Genomic DNA, 20,960 nt, shown 5'->3' with positions numbered 1-20,960 from the left:
CGTACGTGAAGACCATCGCTCCCCGCACCTGGCAGCTGGTGCTGCTCTTCCTCGCCGTCACCGGCGCACTCCTGGCCGGCGCCGCCCCCGCGTCCGCGCACGCCGCGCTGACCGGGAGCGACCCCAAGCAGGGAGCGGTGGTCGACACGGCGCCGAAGAAGGTGTCGCTCACCTTCTCCGAGAGCGTCGCGATCTCCGACGGCGCGGTCCGCGTCCTCGACCCCGCGGGCAAGCGCGTCGACGACGGCAAGGTCGCCCACTCCGGCGGCACGACCTACACGGTGGGAGTGCACTCGGGCCTGCCCGACGGCACGTTCACCGTCGCCTACCAGGTCGTCTCCGCCGACAGCCACCCCGTCGCCGGCGCCTACACCTTCTCCATCGGCGCGCCCTCCAAGACGACCGCGGTGGTGGCCGACCAGAACGCCGGCGGTGGCGTCGTCGGCGTGATCTACGGCATCGCACGCTACGTCTCGTACGCGGGCTTCGCACTGCTCGTGGGCGGCGCCGCGTTCGTGCTCGGCTGCTGGCGGCGCGGCGCGGGCAGCAAGCCGGTGCAGCGCGTCGTGGTCGGCGCCTGGACCGCGCTCACCGCCGCCACCCTGGCCATGCTGCTGCTGCGCGGCTCGTACACCGGGTCCGGGAAGCTCGGCGACGTCTTCGACATGTCGCTGCTCGGCCAGGTCCTGCAGACGAAGACCGGCGCCGCGCTCACCTCCCGACTGCTGCTGCTCGCGGCGGCGGCCCTGTTCATCGCCGTGCTCTTCGGGGCGTACGCGAAGAAGAACGAGGAGGACGGAGAGGGCGGCGAGGAAGGGAAGGACGGTCGGGACGCCAAGGCCAAGGAGCGGAACGATCTGACCTTCGGGCTCTCCGTCGGCGGCGCCGTCGTCGCGGCCGGGCTCGCCGCCACCTGGGCCATGGCCGAGCACGCCTCGACCGGTATCCAGGCGGCCCTGGCGATGCCCGTCGACGTGCTGCACCTGCTGGCCGTCGCCGCCTGGCTCGGCGGACTGACCACGCTGCTCGTCGCCCTGTACCGGGTGCCGACGATCGAGGGCTCGGCCGTGCGCCGCTTCTCCCGGGTCGCCTTCTGCAGCGTCCTCGTCCTCGTCGCCACCGGGCTCTACCAGTCGTGGCGCCAGGTCGGCTCCTGGTCGGCGCTGACCGGGACGGCGTACGGGCAGCTGCTGATGGTGAAGGTCGGGCTCGTCGCCGTACTCGTTGGCGTCGCCTGGATCTCCCGGAAGTGGACGGCGCGGCTCACCGAGACCGTGGCCGCCGCACCTGTGGCCCAGGAGCAGGCGTCCGAGGTGTCCGAGGAGAAGGAGCCGGTCTCCGTGGCCGCCGCCGGCGGGAAGGGCGCGACCCCCGAGCGCGCCGCCCAACTCGCCCGGCAGCGCGCCGCGATGGCGAGCGCACGCGAGAAGCGGGTGCGCGACGCCGATCCGCACCGCTTCGGTCTTCGCCGCTCGGTGCTCGTCGAGGCGGGCATCGCGGTCGTCCTGCTCGCGGTCACCACCGTGCTGACGTCCACCGAGCCGGGCCGCACGGAGGAGGAGGCCAAGTCCGCCACCTCGGCCGCGCAGGCGCAGACCGGACCGCTCTCCCTGAAGATTCCGTTCGACACCGGAGGCGCGGACGGCAAGGGCACCGCCCTCCTGGAGATGGACCCCGGACGCACCGGCAACAACGAAATGCACCTCTACATAGAGCGGCCGAACGGCAAGGCCTTCGACGTCCCCGAGGTGAAGCTCGCTCTCACCCAAGAGGCGAAGAAGATCGGGCCGCTGCCCGTCGTGCCCGATCACATCGCCACGGGACACTGGACGGCGAGCGGTGTGCAGATCCCCGTGGCGGGCGACTGGAAGGTCGCGCTGACCGTGCGTACGTCGGACATCGACCAGATCACCATCAACAAGAACGCGAAGATCGGCTGACCCGCCCCATGGCTGACACGACTGACACGGCTGACTCCAAGAGCAGTACCGAGTCCTCCCCGGGGGCCGCGGGCATCTCGCGGCGCCGCCTCATCGGGACAGCGGGTGCCACCGGCGTCGCCCTCGGCGCCGTCGGTGCGGGCGCGGGGTACGCCGTGGCGTCCTCGAACTCCCCCGAGCAGCAGGCCGCGTTGACCTCGATCGGGGCGGACGAGGTGATGTTTCACGGGAAACATCAGCCCGGCATCACCACCGCGATGCAGTCCAGTGGGCACCTCGTCGCGTTCGACCTGGCCGCGAGTGCAGGGCGCAAGGAGGCCGCGGCCCTACTGCGCCGCTGGTCGGCGACGGCCGAGCGGTTGATGGCGGGCGAGCCCTCGGCCTCGGACGACACGGATGTGGCCCGGGACGCGGGCCCCTCGTCGCTGACGGTCACCTTCGGCTTCGGCCACAGCTTCTTCTCCCGTACGGGACTCGAGAAGCAGCGCCCCGGCGCCCTCGACCCGCTGCCGGACTTCTACTCCGACCACCTCGACAAGGCGCGCAGCAACGGCGACCTGTGGGTGCAGATCGGCGCGAACGACCCGCTCGTCGCCTTCCACGCGCTGCGCGCGATCCAGAAGGACGCGGGCGGCGTGGCCAGGCTGCGCTGGCAGATGAACGGCTTCAACCGCTCGCCGGGCGCCACCGCCCACCCGATGACGGTCCGCAATCTGATGGGCCAGGTCGACGGCACCAACAACCCCAAGCCGTCCGAGGCCGACTTCAACAAGCGGATCTTCGTGCCGGGTTCGGGCTCCACGCAGTCCCCCGCATGGATGGGAGGCGGCTCGTACGTCGTCGTACGCCGCATCCGGATGCTCCTCGACGACTGGGAGAAGCTGTCGACGACGGCGCAGGAGCACGTCATCGGGCGCAAGAAGTCCAGCGGCGCCCCGCTGACCGGCGGCAAGGAGACCACCGAGCCGGACCTGGAGAAGACGGACGCCAGCGGCGACCTCGTCATCCCGCTCAACGCGCACGCCCGCATCACCCGGCCCGACCAGAACGGCGGATCCGCGCTGCTGCGCCGCCCGTTCTCGTACCACGACGGCTACGACAAGGACGGCACCCCGGACGCCGGCCTGCTCTTCATCTGCTGGCAGGCGGATCCGCTGCGCGGCTTCGTGCCGGTGCAGCGCAAGCTCGACCGCGGCGACGCCCTGTCGAAGTTCATCCGGCACGAGGCGAGCGGGCTCTTCGCGGTGCCCGGCGGCGCCGAGAAGGGCGGCTATGTGGGGCAGGCGTTGCTGGAGGGGTGAGCGGGTCCGGGTGGGGCCGTCGCCGGGCGAGGTGGCCCGTGACGCATCCGTGAGCCCTGCCTCGTAGGGCGCATTAGGGTGAGCCCATGCCAGCCAGCTACGTGTATCTCGGCCCCGAGGGCACCTTCACCGAAGTCGCCCTGCGCACGCTCCCGGAGACGGCCACCCGGGAACTCGTCCCCGTGGTGTCCGTGCCCGCGGCGCTCGACGCCGTCCGCAGTGGCAAGGCCGAGGCCGCGTTCGTGCCGATCGAGAACTCCGTCGAGGGCGGCATCACCACGACCCTCGACGAGCTGGTCGCCGGCGAGCCGCTGATGATCTACCGCGAGGTGCTGCTCGACATCACCTTCGCGCTGCTCGTCCGCCCCGGCACCGCGATCTCCGACATCAAGACGGTCACCGCGCACCCGGCCGCCCAGCCGCAGGTGCGCAAGTGGATGAAGGCCAACCTGGCCGAGGACGTGATCTGGGAGTCCGCGGCGTCGAACGCCGACGGCGCGCGTCTCGTACAGGAGGGGCGCTACGACGCCGCGTTCGCCGGCGAGTTCGCGGCCGAGAAGTACGGGCTCGTGCCACTGGTCACCGAGATCCACGACGCGGAGAACGCGCAGACGCGCTTCGTCCTGGTCGGCAGGCCGGCCCGGCCCGCGGCGCCCACCGGCGCGGACAAGACCTCGGTCGTCATCTGGCAGCGCGAGGACCACCCCGGTGGGCTGATGGAGCTGCTCCAAGAGTTCGCCATCCGCGGGGTCAACCTGGTGCTGCTGCAGTCCCGGCCCACCGGCACGGGCATCGGCGACTACTGCTTCGCGATCGACGCGGAGGGGCACATCGCGGACCGCCGGGTGGCCGAGGCGTTGATGGGGCTGAAGCGGGCCTGCCCGGAGGTGCGCTTCCTCGGCTCGTACCCGCGGGCCGGGGTCGCCGTCGAGGACGTGCGCCCGCTGCGCTCGGGAACCTCGGACGGCGAGTTCGTGGCGGCGTCGGACTGGCTGGCGCGCTGCCAGGACGGCCGGTTCTAGCGCATCGGCCCTAGCCGGCCGTAATCCACTGCCGGATCCGGGTTGTCCACCGCCGGATCCGGCTCCTTTTTGCCTGGACACCCGGTCCTACCAGCGGATTTTCTTCATCCACAGAAGTTATCCACAGGGCGTCTTCTCGACCTGGGGACAAGTCGACAGGAAGGTGGTGGTTGGTCGACAAATCGGCCCACAGCCCCCAGATGCGTCCACAGCCCGGCAGGTCACCCTTCGTCCATGCATTTGCCGTGATCAACTCTTTGGAGTGAAGCATTTCCACCCGAAAGTGAGCTTGCGAGCGGTTTGAGAGGGGAATTCTTCGTTACGCATGTGGCTTTCGGAATGATCTCTTCCGGCATCCACAGATCACTTTCACAGCCTGTGGATAACTTTTCTGGCCTGTGCATCACTGTGGATAGCGGGCCCCCAAGTCCCGCCCACGGCAAGGGGATCGGGTCAAGGTGAAGTGCCGCGTCTGCCCCTCTCAAGGGAAAGTGGCAGTTTTCCTTGACACGCCCGACGGGGCCTCGTGTGGATCTTTTCCAGCCGCGCTCCACCCTCAATTCACATTCCGGCAAATAGGGCATAAGGGAGTGCAACGGATATCGGGTCGTGGGCCGGAAGCGGGCAACGGTAACCTTGAGGGGTGATTGACCTTCGCCTGCTCCGTGAGGACCCCGACCGTGTTCGCGCCTCCCAGCGCGCCCGTGGAGAGGACGTCGCGCTCGTCGACTCCGTCCTGTCCGCCGACGAGCGGCGCAGGTCGTCCGGGCTCCGCTTCGACGAACTCCGTTCCGAGCAGAAGTCGCTCGGCAAGCTGATCCCCAAGGCCTCCCCCGAGGAGCGCCAGGAGCTGCTGAAGAAGACGGGCGAGCTCTCCGCCGCCGTCAAGGCCGCAGAGGCCGAGCAGCGCGAGGCCGAGGAAGAGACGCAGCGCCTGGCGCTCCAGCTGGGCAACATCGTGCACCCCGACGTCCCGCGCGGCGGCGAGGAGGACTTCGTCGTCCTGGAGACGCACGGCACGATCCGCGACTTCGGCGCCGAGGGCTTCGAGCCCAAGGACCACCTGGAGCTCGGCGAGGCGCTCGGCGCCATCGACGTCGAGCGCGGCGCGAAGGTCTCCGGCTCGCGCTTCTACTACATGACCGGCGTCGGCGCGCTGCTCGAGCTCGCCCTGGTCAACGCGGCGATCGCGCAGGCCACCGAGGCCGACTTCACGCCGATGCTGACCCCGTCCCTGGTGCGCCCGCGCGCCATGGAGGGCACCGGCTTCCTCGGCCAGGCCGCGGAGAACGTGTACCACCTGGAGAAGGACGACTACTACCTGGTCGGCACCTCCGAGGTCCCGCTCGCCGCGTACCACATGGACGAGATCGTCGACGGCTCCCAGCTGCCGCTGCGCTACGCCGGCTTCTCGCCGTCCTACCGCCGCGAGGCCGGCACGTACGGCAAGGACACCCGCGGCATCTTCCGCGTCCACCAGTTCAACAAGGTCGAGATGTTCTCGTACGTCGCCCCGGAGGACGCGGAGAACGAGCACCAGCGGCTCCTGGAGTGGGAGAAGCAGTGGCTGACCGGCCTCGAGCTGCCCTTCCAGGTGATCGACGTCGCCACCGGTGACCTCGGCGCCTCGGCCTCGCGCAAGTTCGACTGCGAGGCGTGGATCCCGACGCAGGGCAAGTACCGCGAGCTGACCTCGGCCTCGAACTGCGACGGATTCCAGGCGCGCCGCCTGTCGATCCGGATGCGCGACGGCAAGAAGGTCCAGCCGCTCGCGACGCTGAACGGCACGCTGTGCGCCGTCCCGCGCACGATCGTCGCGATCCTGGAGAATCACCAGCAGGCCGACGGCTCGGTGCGGGTTCCGGAGATGCTGCGGCCCTACCTTGGGGGACGCACCACCCTGGACCCCAAGTAATCGCAGCCTGACCGGCCTGCGCAGCCTGCCCAGCCTGGAGCCGAACGCCAAGTGAGCCACCCCGCTCCCCTCGCCCCTGCCTTTCCGTACAAGCTCGTGGCGACCGATCTCGACGGAACGCTGCTGCGTTCCGACGACACGGTCTCCGAGCGCACGCGTGACGCGCTCACCGCGGCCACCGCGGCGGGCGCCGCGCACATCATCGTGACCGGCAGGGCCGTGCCCTGGACCCGCCACATCCTCGACGACCTCGGCTACGAGGGGCTCGCGGTGTGCGGCCAGGGCGCGCAGGTCTACCACGCGGGGGAGCACCGGCTGCTCACCTCGGTGACGCTCGACCGACAGCTGGCGGGGCTCGCGCTCGCCAAGATCGAGGCCGAGCTCGGCCCGCTGGCGCTCGCCGCGAGCCGCGACGGCCTCGAGGGCGAGGTCATCGTCGGCCCCGGCTACGAGGTGCAGGAGGGCCCGCTCCCGGTCGTCCCGTTCACGGAGCTCGCGGAGCTGTGGGCACAGCCGCTCAACAAGGTGTACGTCCAGCATCCGGGCCTGACCGACGACCAGCTGGCGGAGGTCGCGCGTACCGTCGCCGGCGGCCTGGTGGGGGTCACGATGGCGGGCGAGGGCATCGTGGAGCTGCTCCCGCTCGGCCTCTCCAAGGCCACGGGGCTCTCCCTTGCGGCCCGCCGCCTGGGCGCGAAGGCCGTTGACACGATCGCCTTCGGCGACATGCCCAACGACATCCCGATGTTCGGCTGGGCGTCCCACGGCGTGGCCATGTCGAACGCCCACGAGGAGCTCAAGACGGTGGCCAACGAGGTGACGTCGTCGAACGAGGACGATGGCATCGCGGTGGTGCTGGAGCGGTTGCTCGGCTGAGCGGTTTGTGATGTCGCATCGAGGGCCGGCCCCGGCTGTACCGGGGTCGGCCCTCGATGCAAAGGGTGGGCGGCCCGCGTGTCACGGAAGAAGGACACGCGCTCGAAGCGGCCGCCCCGGGCGACACCCTGGGCGCGGCTCGACGGAGTGCAATGACTACTCCGGAGCCTGCCTCGGGCCGCCCTGCCGGGAGCTCGACGGACCGTTGAAGGACATCGCCGCGCTCCTCTCCCGGTCCTTGAGCGCCACGGTCGGCGCACTGACACAACTACTGTGCCGCGCGGCGGAGTTCGACGCCACCGAATTCATCGCCGACGCCCACCGGCTCACCGGCGGCGCCGCCTGCGCCGCCGCGCCTTGCTGAAGAACCACCCCGCGGGCGGCTCGTCCGAGCGCCACGGCTGGGGCTCGGGCCCACCCTTTCGCCACCGCTCGGCGAGCATGCGGGCCCGCGCCGACGGTTCGGTCGTCTCGGCGGCACGTATGAAGTCGGTGTCCAGGACGACGTCGTCCCAGGTGTCGTCGCCCTGACCGGGCCGGTCCCCCTCGCGGTTCGGTTCGTGTGCCATCGCGGGTCCTCCGGGTACTCCGGGTCTTCATCGGGGCGCCTGCCGAACGGCGCACCCTCCCACCAGTGTCCTGGTGGGAGGGTGAAATCGGCATCAAGAACCGACCCGGAGCCCGTGCGGCGGCCGGGTCCTACTCCTCACCGGCCAGCTTCAGGGTCCGCAGCTTCTGCCCGGCGTACCAGGTCGCCAGAACCGTCACCACCACCAGGAGCACCGTCGCGAGCGGCAGCCCCACGTCCGAGGTGACGAGGTCGCCGCCGGCCACCTTCTGGGCGACCGCGAGCGACCACTGCTGCACGCTGAGCGTGCGCGCCCCGGAGACCAGGGACCCGAACAGGGCCTCCCATACGAGGGCGTAGACGAGGCCGAAGACGACCGCGTGCCGGGTGACCGTTCCGAGCAGCAGGAAGATCGCCGCGTACGCGATGGAGGCGACGAGAGCCGCGATCGTGTAGGCGACGGCGATCTGCTGCCCGTTCCCGTTCAGGATGAGGCCCGCGATGAGCGTCGGGACGGCGGAGAACACCATGGTCACGCCGATCGCCACGATGAGCTTGGTGAAGATGATCGTGGGCCGCTTGAGCGGCTTCGAGAGCAGGTAGACCACGGAGCCGTCGTCGATCTCCGGGCCGATGGCTCCGGTCCCCGCGATGACACCGATCAGCGGCACCATCGTGGCGAGCGCGAAGCCGCCGAGGAGGTCGGACGCGGTCTGGTCGTCTGCCCCCGTGAGCCCGCGCACGAGCGCGGCGATCACGATCAGCAGCACGGGCAGCGCGAAGAGAATGAGGGCCCGGCGCCTGCCGAGCAGGGCCCGGTAGGTGAGTCGGGCGACAGTGGGGTCGTACATCAGGGCCTCCTACGCCGCGACCAGATACGAGAAGACGGACTCGAGGGACTCGTCGGACGGCGAGACCGTGAGCAGCCGGATGCCGTGCGCCTGCGCGACCTTCGGGAGCAGCGTCGTGAACCGGCCGAAGTCGACGGCCTGGACGTGCAGCGCGCCCTCCTTCAGGTCGACCTCGATGCCCGCCGTCGACGGGTCCGCGATCAGTACGGCGGCCAGCGCCCGGTCGTCGCTGGAGCGGATCAGATAGCGGTGCGGACGGTCGGTCATCAGGCGGCGGATCTTGCGGAAGTCGCCGCTCGCGGCGTGCCGGCCCGCGACGACCACCTCGATGTGGGAGGCCAGTTGCTCGACCTCTTCGAGGATGTGCGAGGAGAACAGGACGGTGCGGCCCTCGTCCCCCATGCGCCGCAGCAACTCCATGAGCTGCATGCGCTGGCGCGGGTCCATGCCGTTGAACGGCTCGTCGAGCAGCAGCACCGACGGCGTGTGGACGAGCGCGGAAGCCATCTTCACGCGCTGCCGCATGCCCTTGGAGTACGTCGAGATCTTGCGGTCCTGCGCGTACTCCATCTCGACCGTGGCCAGCGCCTCCTGGGCAGCCTTCTTGCCGAGGCCGTGCAACTCGGCGTTGGCGACGACGAATTCGCGTCCCGTGAGGAAGTCGTACATCCCCTCGCGCTCGGGGACGATGCCGATGTGGCGGTAGATCTGTTCGTTGCGCCAGATCGGCTGTCCGTCGAGGGTCACCGATCCGTTCGAGGGGGCGAGGAAGCCGCCCATCATGTTGATGAGCGTGGACTTGCCCGCGCCGTTCGGCCCCAGCAGGCCGGTCACTCCGGGGGCGATGTTCATCGTGACGTCGTTGACCGCGACGACATTGCCGAACCAGCGCGAGACGTGGTCGATGTTGATCGTGGTCACAGTCCGACCTTCCGGTAGCGGCGCATCAGCAGCCCGTAGGAGCCGGCGATGAGCCCGAGGACGATGAGCAGATAGACGAGTCCCTGGCCGGTCGAGGGTCCGTGTGCCCCGGGGAAGGACGAGCTCGCTCCGAGGAACGCGGTCCCCACTCCGTCGATGAGCGTGATCGGTGAGAAGAGGCCGAGCCAGGTCACCGCCCCGGCGTTGTCCTGGGCGTCGGCGATCGCCTGGACCGTGGACACCGCGCCGTAGGTGATCGTCAGGACGGCGATGACGGCGGCGATGCCGAACCCGCGGCGCGGGGTGACGGCGGAGACGACGAGTCCGATCCCGGCGAAGAGCAGCGACAACAGCGCCACGGATACCAGTCCTTGGGCGAATCCCTTGGTCTGCTCCGTGAAGTCCAGCTTGGCGAGCAGAGAGCCTACGTAGAGCACGATCAGCGGCGCGGCCGTGAGGATGAACAGGGCCGACGCCATGGCGGCGAACTTCGCTACTACGTAGTCGACGCGCTCGATGGGGCGGGAGAAGTAGAGCGGGATCGACTTGAAGCGCAGGTCCAGGGAGACGGCGTTCGGCGCGGCGGACGCCACGTAGAGGCCGATCACCGCCTGGAGGATGACCGCGTAGCGCGTGTAGGCGACGGGCAGGTCGTTGGCCTTCGTGGCGACGGCCACCGCGACCATGATCAGCGCCGGGACGCACATCACGACGAAGAGCAGCATCGGCAGCACCTTGGACTTGGCCGAGCGGCCGAGTCCGTAGGCAGCGCGCAGGCTCTGTGAGAAGAGCGAGCGGCGCGAGTACGCGCGGCCCAGGCGGGGGCCGTCGTAATGGCGGTAGCCGATGTTGTGGATCTGGGTGGACGCGCGGTCCGTCGGCATGGGCTCGGTGGTCATCGCGCCGCGCCTCCCGTCTGCTGCGATGCGGCGGTGGCCGCCCAGGCCGCCGCGCGCTCGGAGCCCTGCTCCTGCTGCGCCTCGGCCTCGGGGCGGAAGACCTCCGCGATCTGGTGCCTGCGCTGTTCCATGCGGATCAGGCCGAGGCCGAGGTCCGCGACGATGTCGCGCACGACGTCGTACGTCTCCTCGCCCTGCGCCGTGATGAGGACGGTGTGCCCGGCGCCGGGCAGCTCACCGCCGGCGCTGGTCTCGATGCCGCGCTGCGCGAACGCCTCGCGCAACGCCTTTGTCCCGTCCGGGTGTTCGTCGCTGTCGGTGACCTCGATCGCCAGCGTCGCCGTGGCCTGCGTGAAGTCCGTGGTGGAGCTGGAGCGCAGCAGCTTGCCGCCGTCGATGATGACGACGTGGTCGCAGGTGCGCTCGAGCTCGCCGAGCAGGTGCGAGGTGACGAGGACCGAGATGCCGAAGTCGGCGTGCACGCGCCGGATCAGGCCGAGCATGTCGTCACGGCCGACCGGGTCCAGGCCGTTCGTCGGCTCGTCAAGGAACACCAGCTGCGGGTCGTGCACCAGCGCCTGGGCCAGCTTCACGCGCTGCTTCATGCCCGTCGAGTAACCGCCGATGGGGCGGTAGCGCTCCTCGTACAGGCCGACGTGGCGCAGGGTGTCCGCGGTGCGCTCGCGGGCTGCCGTGGGCGGCAGGCCCGACATGCGCGCCATGTGGACGACGAACTCGGTCGCCGAGACGTCCGGCGGCAGGCAGTCGTGCTCCGGCATGTAGCCGACGCGCTCACGGATCTTGGGACCCGATGAGGGGTCCGCGACGTCGAGCCCGAGCACTTCGGCTCGGCCCTCCGTCGCGGGGGACAGACCAAGCAGAATCTTGATCATGGTGGACTTGCCGGCTCCATTGGATCCGACGAGTCCGGTCACACCGGGCCCGATGTCCATGGTCAGCCGGTCAAGGGCGGTCACCTTGGGGAACCGCTTGCTCAGGCTTTCGGTCGCGATCACAGTCACGGTTCGACCGTAGTGGCGCAGGCCACACCAATTCGTCAGACCGTGGGGTCGACCTCGCCTAAGACCTGAGTATTACGGATCCCTAGGGGTCCACCCTGAGTAGCCCGTGCAAGCCCCTTGACGTCGCCGCCAAGCATTGTCACATTCATCAGTGTCAAGTTACGAACGCGTACGGCGACGACCCGGTCACGGCATCGGGGCGGCCGCGACCGGGACGGACGGTGGCATGACCTCAGCGGTGGTACGTGAACTCTCGGCGGAACTGCGGGGGTTCAGAGAAGTACAGAGGCTCGCGTACGAGTGCGCGGAATCGGTCGCGGCACAGCTCAAGCCGGGTGTGACGGAGCGCGAGGCGGCGCGGATGCAGCGGGAGTGGCTGCGCGAGCGCGGGGTGCGGGACTGGTTCCATCTGCCCTTCGCCTGGTTCGGGGACCGCACGGCGTTCGCGAACTTCCGCGTACCGCTGCAGTTCTTCCCGACGAACCGGAAGCTGGAGGCGGGGATGCCCTTCATCCTCGACATGGCGCCGGTCCACCAGGGGTACACCGCGGACATCGGCTACTCGGGCTGCCTCGGCCTCAACCCCGTGCACGACAAGCTGCTTTCGGACCTCGAGGCGCACCGCGAGCTGATCCTGCGCGAGCTGCGCGAGCGGCGTTCACTGCGGGAGATCTACGAAGACGTGGAGCGGTTGATGGTCCGCCAGGGCTATGCGAACCGGCACCGGGCGTATCCCTTCGGCGTGATCGCGCACAAGGTCGACCGGGTCAAGGAGCGGCGGTTCAACGCCACGCTGTTCGGCTTCGGCACCCAGTCCCTGAAGGGCCTGGCGAGCGACGCGCTGCACGGGCACAGGGACGGCTGGTCGCCGCTGTGGTCGCCGTACAAGTTCTCCGACCACCCGCCGCAGCCGGGGCTGTGGGCGGTCGAACCCCACCTCGGATTCCGGGGCACGGGCGCCAAGTTCGAGGAGCTTCTCGTGGTCACCGACTCCAAGGACCCGCAGGAGAGCGCCTTTTGGCTGGACGACGATCTGCCGCACGTGCGGCGCTGGGCGGAGGGCATCTGATGACGGACCTGATGAAGATCGACGGCGCGCGCGAGCGCCGGGTGCGCACGGGCGGTATCGAGCTGTGCGTCGTCGAGCTGGGGGAACCCGGCGGGGCCGAGCGGCCGACAGTGGTGCTCGTGCACGGCTACCCGGACTCCAAGGAGGTGTGGTCGGAGGTCGCCGCGCGCCTCGCTGATCACTTCCATGTGGTGCTCTACGACGTACGCGGACACGGCGGGTCGACGGCGCCGCAGCCGCTGCGCGGCGGCTTCACCCTGGAGAAGCTGACGGACGACTTCCTGGCGGTCGTCGACGCGGTGAGCCCGGACCGGCCCGTGCACCTGGTGGGACACGACTGGGGTTCGGTGCAGTCGTGGGAGTTCGTCACGGTCAAGCGCACGCAGGGCCGCATCGCGTCCTTCACGTCGATGTCGGGCCCGTCCCTCGACCACTTCGGGCACTGGATCAAGCAGCGCGTGAAGAAGCCCACGCCCGCCAAGGTGGGCCAGCTGCTCGGCCAGGGCGCCAAGTCCTGGTACGTGTACATGCTGCACACGCCGGTGCTTCCCGAGCTCGCCTGGCGCGGTCCGCTCGGCAAGCGCTGGCCGAAGATCCTGGAGCGCGTCGAGCGGGTCCCTGCGGGCGACTACCCGACGTCGTCGCTGCCCTCGGACGCCGCCCGCGGAGCCTGGCTGTACCGGGACAACGTACGGTCGCGACTGCGCCGCCCGCGCGAGGACGCGTACGCGCACGCGCCCGTGCAGCTCATCACGCCGCTCGGGGACGCCTTCCTGTCGCCGAAGCTGTACGACCAGCTGGAGCTGTGGGCGCCGCAGTTGACGCGCCGCGTCCTGCCCGCCAAGCACTGGGTTCCGCGCACCCGCCCCGACCAACTCGCGGCCTGGATCACCGAGTTCGTCACCGCGCACGAGGGGCAAGCGGCGGGAGTGCCCGCGCAGCGCCCGGCGGCCGACGGGAAGCACGCGGACCGGTTCGCCGGTCAGCTGGTCCTGGTGACCGGTGCGGGCAGCGGCATCGGCCGGGCCACCGCGTTCGCCTTCGCGGAGGCCGGCGCGCGCGTGGTCGCCGTCGACCGGGACGCAGAGAGCGTCGCGCGGACCGCCGAGCTGGCCCAGCTCATAGGCGCCCCCGAGGCGTGGGGCGAGACCGTGGACGTCACGGACGAGCAGGCCATGGAGAAGCTCGCCGAGAAGGTCGCCGCCGAGTACGGCGTGGTCGACGTCCTGGTGAACAACGCGGGGATCGGCCTGTCCGGCTCGTTCTTCGACACCACCCCGGAGGACTGGAAGAAGGTCCTCGACGTCAATCTGTGGGGCGTCATCCACGGCTGTCGCCTGTTCGGCAAGCAGATGGCCGAGCGCGGGCAGGGCGGCCACATCGTGAACACCGCGTCCGCGGCGGCGTACCAGCCCTCGAAGGCGCTCCCCGCGTACTCGACCTCCAAGGCCGCCGTCCTGATGCTCAGCGAGTGCCTGCGCGCCGAGCTGGCCGGGCAGGGCATCGGGGTCTCCGCGATCTGCCCCGGCCTGGTGAACACGAACATCACGGCGACGGCCCGCTTCGCCGGGGTGGACGCCGAGGAGGAGCAGCGCCGCCAGAAGAAGTCCTCCCGCCTGTACGGCCTGCGCAACTACCCGCCGGAGAAGGTCGCGGAGGCGATCCTGGGCGCCGTCGTGCACAACAAGGCGGTCGTCCCTGTCACCCCGGAGGCCCGCGGCGCCCACCTCATGTCCCGCTTCACGCCCAAGGCCCTGCGCGCGGTCGCACGGATGGAGCCGCCACTGTGAGCAGCGAGGCCCCGGGACCACAGGAGAGGGCGGAGCAGTCGGCCGCCGAGTACCGGATCGAGGACCTGGCCCACCACAGCGGTGCCACGGTCCGTACGATCCGCGCCTACCAGGACCGTGGGCTGCTGCCGCGGCCCGAGCGCCGCGGGCGGGCCAATGTGTACACGGACACGCATCTGTCCAGGCTGCGCCAGATCGCCGACCTGTTGGACCGCGGCTACACCCTGGCGTCCATCAAGGAGCTGCTGGAGGCCTGGGACGCGGGGCGCGGTCTGGGCGGCGTGCTCGGTCTGGTCGCGGAGGTGGACGGCCCGTGGACGGACGAGCGGGCGGGGCGCATCACGCGCGCGGAGCTGGACGAGAGGTTCGGCGGCGAACCCGATGAGGCCGCCGTGCGGGACGCGCTCGACCTCGGTGTGCTCGAACGCGTGCCGGGCAAGGACGACGAGTTCCTCGTACCGAGCCCTCAAGAGCTGGCGGTCGCCGCCGAGTTGCACGCGGCAGGCGTCCCCCTGTCCGCAATTTCCGGTCATCTGCGGGAGTTGAGGGGGCACGTCGAACATATAGCGGCGCGTTTCCTGGAGTTCACCACCGAGCATGTCTTCGCGCGCTATCTCGGTCCGCAACCGCCGACGGACACGGAAGCGGCCGAAGCGGCCTCGCTCGTACGACGACTCCGGCCGCTCGCGCAGCAGTCCGTGGACGCCGAACTTGCCCGGGCAATGCGGATGTTCGCCACCCGGCACCTCCATCGCCACCTTGCCGAAGGACCGGCGGTCGAAGTGGCGGATGAGCAGCAATCCGTCGCCATACCGGTGGAGACAATGCGGGCCGTGCGCAGGCTTGTTGGCCCCGAGCACGTCTCTGCCTTCATCGCGGCGGCAGCCGAACGAGAGGTACAGACAAGGACATTGGACGCATTGACCTCAAACCCCGGCAATACTCCCACTGTTGACCAAAAGGGCGATCTTGCTTGAGAGTTGTCCACAGAATTGCCAACTGGCCTGTGGATAACTGGACTTGGCTGTGGATCAAACATCCGGACCAAAATTTGCGAAAGCAATCCAAGGGGGTCCGCAAGGGAAATCCACATGCGCCGCGGAGACTCTCCCGGGCACTCTGGCGCGATGAACGAGCAACGCGTCGTCAGGGTCTCGAAGTACCTCTCCAAGCACCTGCGGCATCAGCCGGAGCGCATCGGCCTGACGCTCGACGAGGCGGGCTGGGTGGAGATCGACGAGCTGCTCGACGCGGCCCGTGCGCACGGGTTCACCATCGAGCGGGCCGAGCTGGAGCAGGTGGTCGCCGAGAACGACAAACGGCGCTTCGCCATCGACGGCTCCCGGATCCGCGCGAGCCAGGGCCACTCGATCGAGATCGACCTCGACCTGCCCGTGGCCGAACCGCCCGCGTACCTGTACCACGGCACCGTCGCCCGCTTCCTCGACGCGATCCGCCACGAGGGCCTCAAGCCGATGAACCGGCACGACGTGCACCTCTCCGCCGACCGTGAGACCGCCACCCGGGTCGGCGCCCGGCGCGGTCGGCCCGTCGTGCTCCCGGTCGACTCGGGCGCGATGCACCGGGACGGCCACACGTTCCGGCTGAGCGCCAACGGCGTCTGGCTCACGACCGCTGTATCCCCACGCTACCTGCGCTTTTCCCGCTGAGCCCGCGCTCGCGGCCACACGGTGGAACCGCCCCGGACGACCGCCGCGCCCACTGCGCATACGCTCACAGTCATGACCGACAACGCTCCCGCCACACCCCCTCGCCCGCTGCGCCTGAGCACCGTGATCCTGCCCTACCGCCGCTGGCACGAGGGCGCCCGCGAGGCATGGCTGCGCGCGGAGGAGCTGGGTTTCCACACCGCGTACACGTACGACCATCTGTCGTGGCGCGTGCCGTTCCGGGACGGGCCGTGGTTCGGGGCGGTCCCGACGCTGACGGCCGCGGCCACCGCCACCGAGCGGATCCGCCTGGGCACCCTTGTGACCTCGCCGAACTTCCGGCACCCCGTCACCCTCGCCAAGGAACTGCTCTCGCTCGACGACATCTCCGGTGGCCGGATCACGCTCGGTATCGGCGCGGGCGGCACGGGCTTCGACGCGAGCGCCCTCGCGCACAGCGGGCAGGAACCGTGGACGCCGCGGGAGCGGGCCGACCGTTTCGCCGAGTTCGTCCCGCTGCTCGACCGGCTGCTCACCGAGGACACGGTCTCGTACGACGGGACCTTCTACTCGGCAGGCGGCGACGTCGGCGCGCAGAACATCCCGGGCTGCGTACAGCGCCCCCGGCTGCCGTTCGCGGTGGCCGCGACGGGTCCGCGCGGCCTGAAGCTCGCCGCGCGGCACGGACAGGCGTGGGTGACCACCGGCGACCCGAAGCTGTACGCGACGGGCACCCCGGAGGAGTCGATTCAGGCCATTCGCGGGCAGGTCTCGAAGCTGGCCGCCGCGTGCGAGGCCATCGGCCGTGACGCGGACGAACCGGACAAGATCCTGCTCACCGGATTCACCCCGGACCGCGCCCGCCCCCTCGCCTCCGTCGACGCCTTCGTGGACTTCGCGGGCAGGCACCGGGAGCTGGGCTTCACCGAGCTCGTCCTGCACTGGCCGATCCCCGACACCGACTTCGCGGCCGACCAGAAGGTCTTCGAGGCGATCGCCACGGAGGCCCTGGCCCAACTCGACTGAATCGGACTCCGTCACGCCGGGGCCCGGGCGGGGCGCATGAGCCAGGTGCGCTCTCATCTGTGCGCCCCGCAGCACGCCCGTGCGCGCATATACGCGAACATGGTTCGGTGACCTCACCGACTCCCGGGCCCCGGACTCCGGCCCCCTCCGCCCCCACGCCCCGGCTGATCGCCACCGACCTCGACGGAACGTTGCTGCACGACGACAAGACCGTTTCGCCGCGTACGGTCGCCGCGCTCGCCGCCGCGGAAGAGGCCGGCATCGAGGTTTTCTTCGTGACAGGCCGGCCGGCCCGCTGGATGGATGTCGTCAGCGACCATGTGCACGGCCACGGCCTGGCGATCTGCGGGAACGGCGCCGCCGTCGTGGACCTGCACGGCGGCGCGGGCGAGCACCGCTTCGTCAAGATCCGCGAGCTGACGGTCCCGGACGCGCTCGACGTCGTCCGCATCCTGCGCGGCGTCGCGCCCGGCACCACCTTCGCCGTCGAGCGCACCGGCGGCCTGCACCACGAGCCGACGTACCCGCCGCTGCACCTGGACCCCGGGGAGACCGTCGCCCCCGCGGAGAAGCTGCTGGCCGCGGACTTCGAGGGCGCGGCCGTCGCGGACCAGCCGGTGCTCAAGCTCCTCGCGTACCACCCCGAGCTCGACCCCGACGCGTTCCTCGCGCTGGCCCGCGCGGGCGTGGGCGACCGGGCGGCCATCACGCGGTCGAGCCCGAGCGCGCTCCTGGAGGTCAGCGGACCCGGCGTCTCCAAGGCGAGCACGCTCGCCATGTGCTGTGCGGAGCGCGGCATCGCGCCCGCCGAGGTGGTCGCCGTCGGGGACATGCCCAACGACATGGAGATGCTCGCCTGGGCGGGCACGTCCTACGCGATGGGGAACGCGCACCCCGAGGTCCTAGCCTCCGCGACCGCCCGTACGGCGACCAACAACGAGGACGGCGTGGCCCGCGTCATCGAGGACATCCTGGCCGCGCACGCGCCTGCCCGGTAGCGGCTCCGGCCTGCCCGACTTGTCCGACTAGTCCGGCTTGCCCATTGGCGCCTACAGCTTCACGTGGCGCTCGGCGAACCACTTCACCGGGTCCACCCCGGACCCCAGATACGGCGTGAGCCGCACCTCGAAGTGGAGGTGCGGCCCCGTCGAGTTGCCGGTGGTGCCCGACTGGCCGACCCACTGCCCCGCGCGGAGCTTCTGCCCCTGGTCGACGGTGACCGCGGCGAGGTGCGCGTACTGCGTGTAGTAGCCGCCGGGGTGCCGCACGACGACCTCGATGCCGAAGGCGCCGCCGCAGGACACGCTCACCACGCGGCCCGCGCCCGCCGCCCGCACCGGCGTGCCGATGTCGACCGCGAAGTCCTGTCCGGTGTGCCGGTGCGACCAGCGCTCGCCCGCGCTGTCGAAGCCCGCGGACAGCTCGTACTTCTCCACAGGAGGCAGCCACGCGCGCGTGGTTGAGTTCTTCGGCTCCTTGAGGCGTACGGCGCCCCGGCACTTCCCCGCGGCGACCGAGGTGTCCGCCTGTCCCTGGAGCTGCCAGCGTGCCGCTTCGAGCTTGCTCTCGATGCCCTTCTTAAGGATGACGAGCCGTGCGTTGCGCTCCTTCAGGGCGCGCAACGCGTCCGCCGCCCTGCGCTGTCCGTCCGCGAGCCTGCGCTCGGCGCGCCTGCTCTTGTCCACGGCGTTGTTGAGTGCCAAGTCGGCCTGCCAGACCGCCCGTTGGCCGTGCATCAGCTTCTCGGGGTTCCCGGCCAGCAGCATCTGCGCCGTGATGGGGATGTCGCCGCCGCTGCGGTACTGGGCGCGGGCGATCCGGCCGAGGTCCCCGTGGAGCACGGAGATCTGCCGCCGCTCCCGCACGAGCAGCCGCTCCATCGTCCGTACCTCCGCCTTCTGTACGGAGGCGGCCTTCCGTCCCGCTTCGTAGCGCTGCGTCGCCTTGGACGCCTCCTCGAAGAGGCGCGCCACGTCCGCGCTCGCCTCCGGGCCCTCCGCGCCCTGGGAGACCGTGGGCGGGCCACCGAGGGCCACGAGGGCGCACAGCAGCACCGGGAGGACGAGCGATGTGCTGGTTCGGCGGGGTCCAAGACGCATGCATCGGATCGTCGACCGCCGCACGCCGGGCTTCCTGTGGGGCTGGTACGGCCGAGGGAACGGGTGCCCCGTACGGCGCAGGAACGTACCGCCAAACCGGGGCGGGCGGCGCCGGCCGGCGGTCTTCGGAGCCAGTGGTCTTCGGAGCCGGCGGTCCGCGGAACGCAGCCGCACAGCCCTCAGTGAGGCGCCTGCCACACCACCGTCGTACCGTCCCCGTCGATCCCCGCCCCGTGCCAACTGGCGCCGCCGAGCGATTCGGCCCGCTTCTGAAGGTTCTTCAGGCCGCTGCGCCGCCCGCCCTCCTTGATGCCCACGCCGTCGTCCGCGACCGTCAGACGGACGCCCTGCCGCCCGTCGGGGAGGAGCACGGTGGCGTCCACGACGACGTCGATGCGTTCGGCCTCCGCGTGCCGGAACGCGTTCGACAGGGCCTCGCGCAGCGCCGCGATGAGGTGCTTGCCGGTGAGCTCGCCGACGACCGTGTCGACGGGTCCGAGGAAGCGGTGCGAGGGCTTGAACCCGAGCGGCACGGCGGCCATGTTGATCTCGCGGAGCACCTTGGTGCGCAGGCCCGACGGCGCCTCGGTCGGCCCTTGCTGGAGCGCGAAGATCGCGGTGCGGATCTCCTGGATCGTGGTGTCGAGCTCGTCGACCGCCTTGCCGACGCCTGCCTGCACCTCGGGCACCACGGAGCGGCGCTGGGCGGTCTCCAGCATCATCCCGGTGGCGAAGAGGCGCTGGATGACGAGGTCGTGCAGATCGCGCGCGATCCGGTCGCGGTCCTCCAGGACGGCGAGGCGCTCCCGGTCGCGCTGCGCGTCGGCCGAGACCAGGGCGAGCGCGGCCTGGGAGGCGAACTGGGTTGCCAGGGTGCGCTCCGCCTCGCTGAAAGGACGCTCCCCACGCGCGCGGGTCATCACCAACGTCCCCAGGACCCGTCCGCCGCTCTGGAGGGGCAGCATCATGGACGGCCCGTAGTCCTGCGCGAGGCCGGTCAGCATGCGGGGGTCGGTGGCCGCGTCGTCGACGAACACGGCCTGGCCTTCGAGCAGTTCGGAGATGACCTCGCTCTCCGAGGGCACGATCACACCGAGCGCGGCGGAGGGCCCGTCCGCGTCGACGGCGACGATCTCCATGCCGCCCTCCTCCGCGGGCAGCATCACTATGCCGGCCGCCGAGTCCGAGAGGTGCCGGGACTGTTCGGCGACCACCTGGAGCGCGTCGTCGGCGTCGCCGCCCGAAAGGAGCGCGGTGGTCACCGCCACCGAGCCGTCGATCCACCGCTCGCGCTGCTTGGCCGCTTCGTAGAGGCGCGCGTTGCCGATGGCGATGCCCGCCTCCGTGGCGAGCACCCGGACCATGTTCAGGTCGTCGTCGTTGAACTCTCCGCCGTCGTGCTTCTCCGTGAGATAGAGGTTTCCGAAGATCTCGCCCTGTACGCGGATGGGGAGGCCGAGAAACGTGTGCATCGGCGGATGGTTCGCGGGAAAGCCGCAGGAGCGCGGGTCGTCCGCGAGGTTCGCCAGGCGCACCGTCACGGGGTCGTGGATGAGCGCGCCGAGCAGCCCCTTGTGCCCGTCGGGCAGCCGCCCGATGAGCCGCGCGGTCTCCTCGTCGACTCCGGAGTAGACGAAGTCCGAGAGCCCCTCGCCGTCCTCGGCGACGACGCCGATCGCGGCGTACTTGGCATCGGTCAGTTCGGCGGCCGTCTCGCAGATCCGGTCGAGCGTGGTGTGCAGCTCGAGGCCCGTGCCCACGGAACGCATCGCTTCCAGGAGCTGCGGCAGCCGGGCGGTCAGCTCGGCCGACAGACCGTGAAGGCTGCGTGTCGCCTCGGTCGCCGCCTCCAGGGAAGCCGCGGCGGGCTCGGCGGGAGGCGGGGCGCCGGGATCCGTGGGTGCTGCCATGCGACGAGCCTAATTAGTGCCGATTGGCGAGGAAAGTCGGGATCCGGGTGGGCGGGAGAGAAGAGGCGGGTCTTCCGCGGG

18 protein-coding genes are annotated in these 20,960 nt (G+C 70.5%); 11 read left to right on the top strand and 7 right to left on the bottom strand.

Features of this window, described 5'->3' with window-relative positions; translation table 11 throughout:
• Positions 1–5: 5 nt before the first annotated feature.
• The 5 genes from OHA73_RS22815 to OHA73_RS22795 all read left to right on the top strand — a co-directional run bounded on the left by OHA73_RS22815 (position 6) and on the right by OHA73_RS22795 (position 7,054).
• Positions 6–1,940 (top strand): copper resistance CopC/CopD family protein, encoded by a 1,935-nt coding sequence (locus tag OHA73_RS22815; RefSeq protein WP_327655969.1) that lies wholly within the window; start codon positions 6–8, stop codon positions 1,938–1,940.
• A gap of 8 nt (positions 1,941–1,948) precedes the next feature.
• Entirely contained in the window at positions 1,949–3,241 is a 1,293-nt protein-coding gene (gene efeB, locus OHA73_RS22810) for an iron uptake transporter deferrochelatase/peroxidase subunit (RefSeq protein ID WP_327655968.1), read from the top strand.
• Between the two features lie 86 nt (positions 3,242–3,327).
• Positions 3,328–4,263 carry a prephenate dehydratase gene (pheA, locus tag OHA73_RS22805; RefSeq protein ID WP_266712123.1) on the top strand — a complete coding sequence of 312 codons (936 nt, stop codon included), beginning with the start codon at positions 3,328–3,330 and terminating at the stop codon, positions 4,261–4,263.
• Between the two features lie 643 nt (positions 4,264–4,906).
• Complete coding sequence (gene serS, locus OHA73_RS22800) at positions 4,907–6,178, top strand: serine--tRNA ligase (protein ID WP_327655967.1); 1,272 nt, start codon at positions 4,907–4,909, stop codon at positions 6,176–6,178.
• A 51-nt stretch (positions 6,179–6,229) separates the two neighbouring features.
• The gene (locus OHA73_RS22795) at positions 6,230–7,054 is read left to right on the top strand and encodes an HAD family hydrolase (protein ID WP_266712119.1); all 825 of its coding nucleotides are present in this window, start codon (positions 6,230–6,232) and stop codon (positions 7,052–7,054) included.
• Positions 7,055–7,380: 326 nt separating this feature from the next.
• Here OHA73_RS22795 and OHA73_RS22790 read toward each other — a convergent pair whose 3' ends face one another.
• The 5 genes from OHA73_RS22790 to OHA73_RS22770 all read right to left on the bottom strand — a co-directional run bounded on the left by OHA73_RS22790 (position 7,381) and on the right by OHA73_RS22770 (position 11,315).
• On the bottom strand, positions 7,381–7,623 hold the full coding sequence (locus OHA73_RS22790) for an SGM_3592 family protein (protein ID WP_266712092.1): 243 nt from the start codon (positions 7,621–7,623) through the stop codon (positions 7,381–7,383).
• Between the two features lie 130 nt (positions 7,624–7,753).
• Positions 7,754–8,473: an ABC transporter permease gene (locus OHA73_RS22785; RefSeq protein WP_327655966.1), complete on the bottom strand. Its 720-nt coding sequence runs from the start codon at positions 8,471–8,473 to the stop codon at positions 7,754–7,756.
• Between the two features lie 9 nt (positions 8,474–8,482).
• Entirely contained in the window at positions 8,483–9,394 is a 912-nt protein-coding gene (locus OHA73_RS22780; RefSeq protein WP_327655965.1) for an ABC transporter ATP-binding protein, read from the bottom strand.
• Positions 9,391–10,293: an ABC transporter permease gene (locus OHA73_RS22775; RefSeq protein ID WP_327655964.1), complete on the bottom strand. Its 903-nt coding sequence runs from the start codon at positions 10,291–10,293 to the stop codon at positions 9,391–9,393. The genes OHA73_RS22780 and OHA73_RS22775 overlap by 4 nt, the downstream gene beginning before the upstream one ends.
• Entirely contained in the window at positions 10,290–11,315 is a 1,026-nt protein-coding gene (locus OHA73_RS22770; protein WP_443063113.1) for an ABC transporter ATP-binding protein, read from the bottom strand. The genes OHA73_RS22775 and OHA73_RS22770 overlap by 4 nt, the downstream gene beginning before the upstream one ends.
• Before the next feature lie 226 nt (positions 11,316–11,541).
• Between OHA73_RS22770 and OHA73_RS22765 the strand changes: the two genes are divergently transcribed.
• The 6 genes from OHA73_RS22765 to OHA73_RS22740 all read left to right on the top strand — a co-directional run bounded on the left by OHA73_RS22765 (position 11,542) and on the right by OHA73_RS22740 (position 17,868).
• Positions 11,542–12,384, top strand: a complete 843-nt coding sequence (locus OHA73_RS22765) for a M24 family metallopeptidase (RefSeq protein WP_327655963.1) — start codon at positions 11,542–11,544, stop codon at positions 12,382–12,384.
• An 11-nt stretch (positions 12,385–12,395) separates the two neighbouring features.
• Positions 12,396–14,174, top strand: a complete 1,779-nt coding sequence (locus OHA73_RS22760) for an SDR family oxidoreductase (RefSeq protein WP_327658506.1) — start codon at positions 12,396–12,398, stop codon at positions 14,172–14,174.
• Positions 14,171–15,151, top strand: a complete 981-nt coding sequence (locus OHA73_RS22755) for a MerR family transcriptional regulator (protein ID WP_327655962.1) — start codon at positions 14,171–14,173, stop codon at positions 15,149–15,151. Before OHA73_RS22760 ends, OHA73_RS22755 begins: the two co-directional genes overlap by 4 nt.
• A gap of 150 nt (positions 15,152–15,301) precedes the next feature.
• Complete coding sequence (locus OHA73_RS22750; protein WP_327655961.1) at positions 15,302–15,844, top strand: RNA 2'-phosphotransferase; 543 nt, start codon at positions 15,302–15,304, stop codon at positions 15,842–15,844.
• 72 nt (positions 15,845–15,916) lie between these two features.
• A complete protein-coding gene (locus OHA73_RS22745) occupies positions 15,917–16,870 on the top strand; it encodes an LLM class flavin-dependent oxidoreductase (RefSeq protein WP_266712078.1) in 954 nt (317 codons plus the stop codon).
• Positions 16,871–16,977: 107 nt separating this feature from the next.
• Positions 16,978–17,868: an HAD hydrolase family protein gene (locus OHA73_RS22740; protein WP_267069855.1), complete on the top strand. Its 891-nt coding sequence runs from the start codon at positions 16,978–16,980 to the stop codon at positions 17,866–17,868.
• 51 nt (positions 17,869–17,919) lie between these two features.
• On the opposite strand, the gene OHA73_RS22735 is transcribed toward OHA73_RS22740, so the two are convergent.
• Both OHA73_RS22735 and OHA73_RS22730 read right to left on the bottom strand, forming a co-directional pair.
• Positions 17,920–18,969, bottom strand: a complete 1,050-nt coding sequence (locus tag OHA73_RS22735; protein ID WP_327655960.1) for a M23 family metallopeptidase — start codon at positions 18,967–18,969, stop codon at positions 17,920–17,922.
• A gap of 179 nt (positions 18,970–19,148) precedes the next feature.
• A complete protein-coding gene (locus OHA73_RS22730; RefSeq protein ID WP_327655959.1) occupies positions 19,149–20,879 on the bottom strand; it encodes a GAF domain-containing sensor histidine kinase in 1,731 nt (576 codons plus the stop codon).
• Positions 20,880–20,960: the final 81 nt, after the last annotated feature.

It is taken from the genome of Streptomyces sp. NBC_00483, assembly GCF_036013745.1.
Taxonomy (GTDB): Bacteria; Actinomycetota; Actinomycetes; order Streptomycetales; family Streptomycetaceae; genus Streptomyces.
This window is presented reverse-complemented; position numbering and strand designations above follow the sequence as displayed.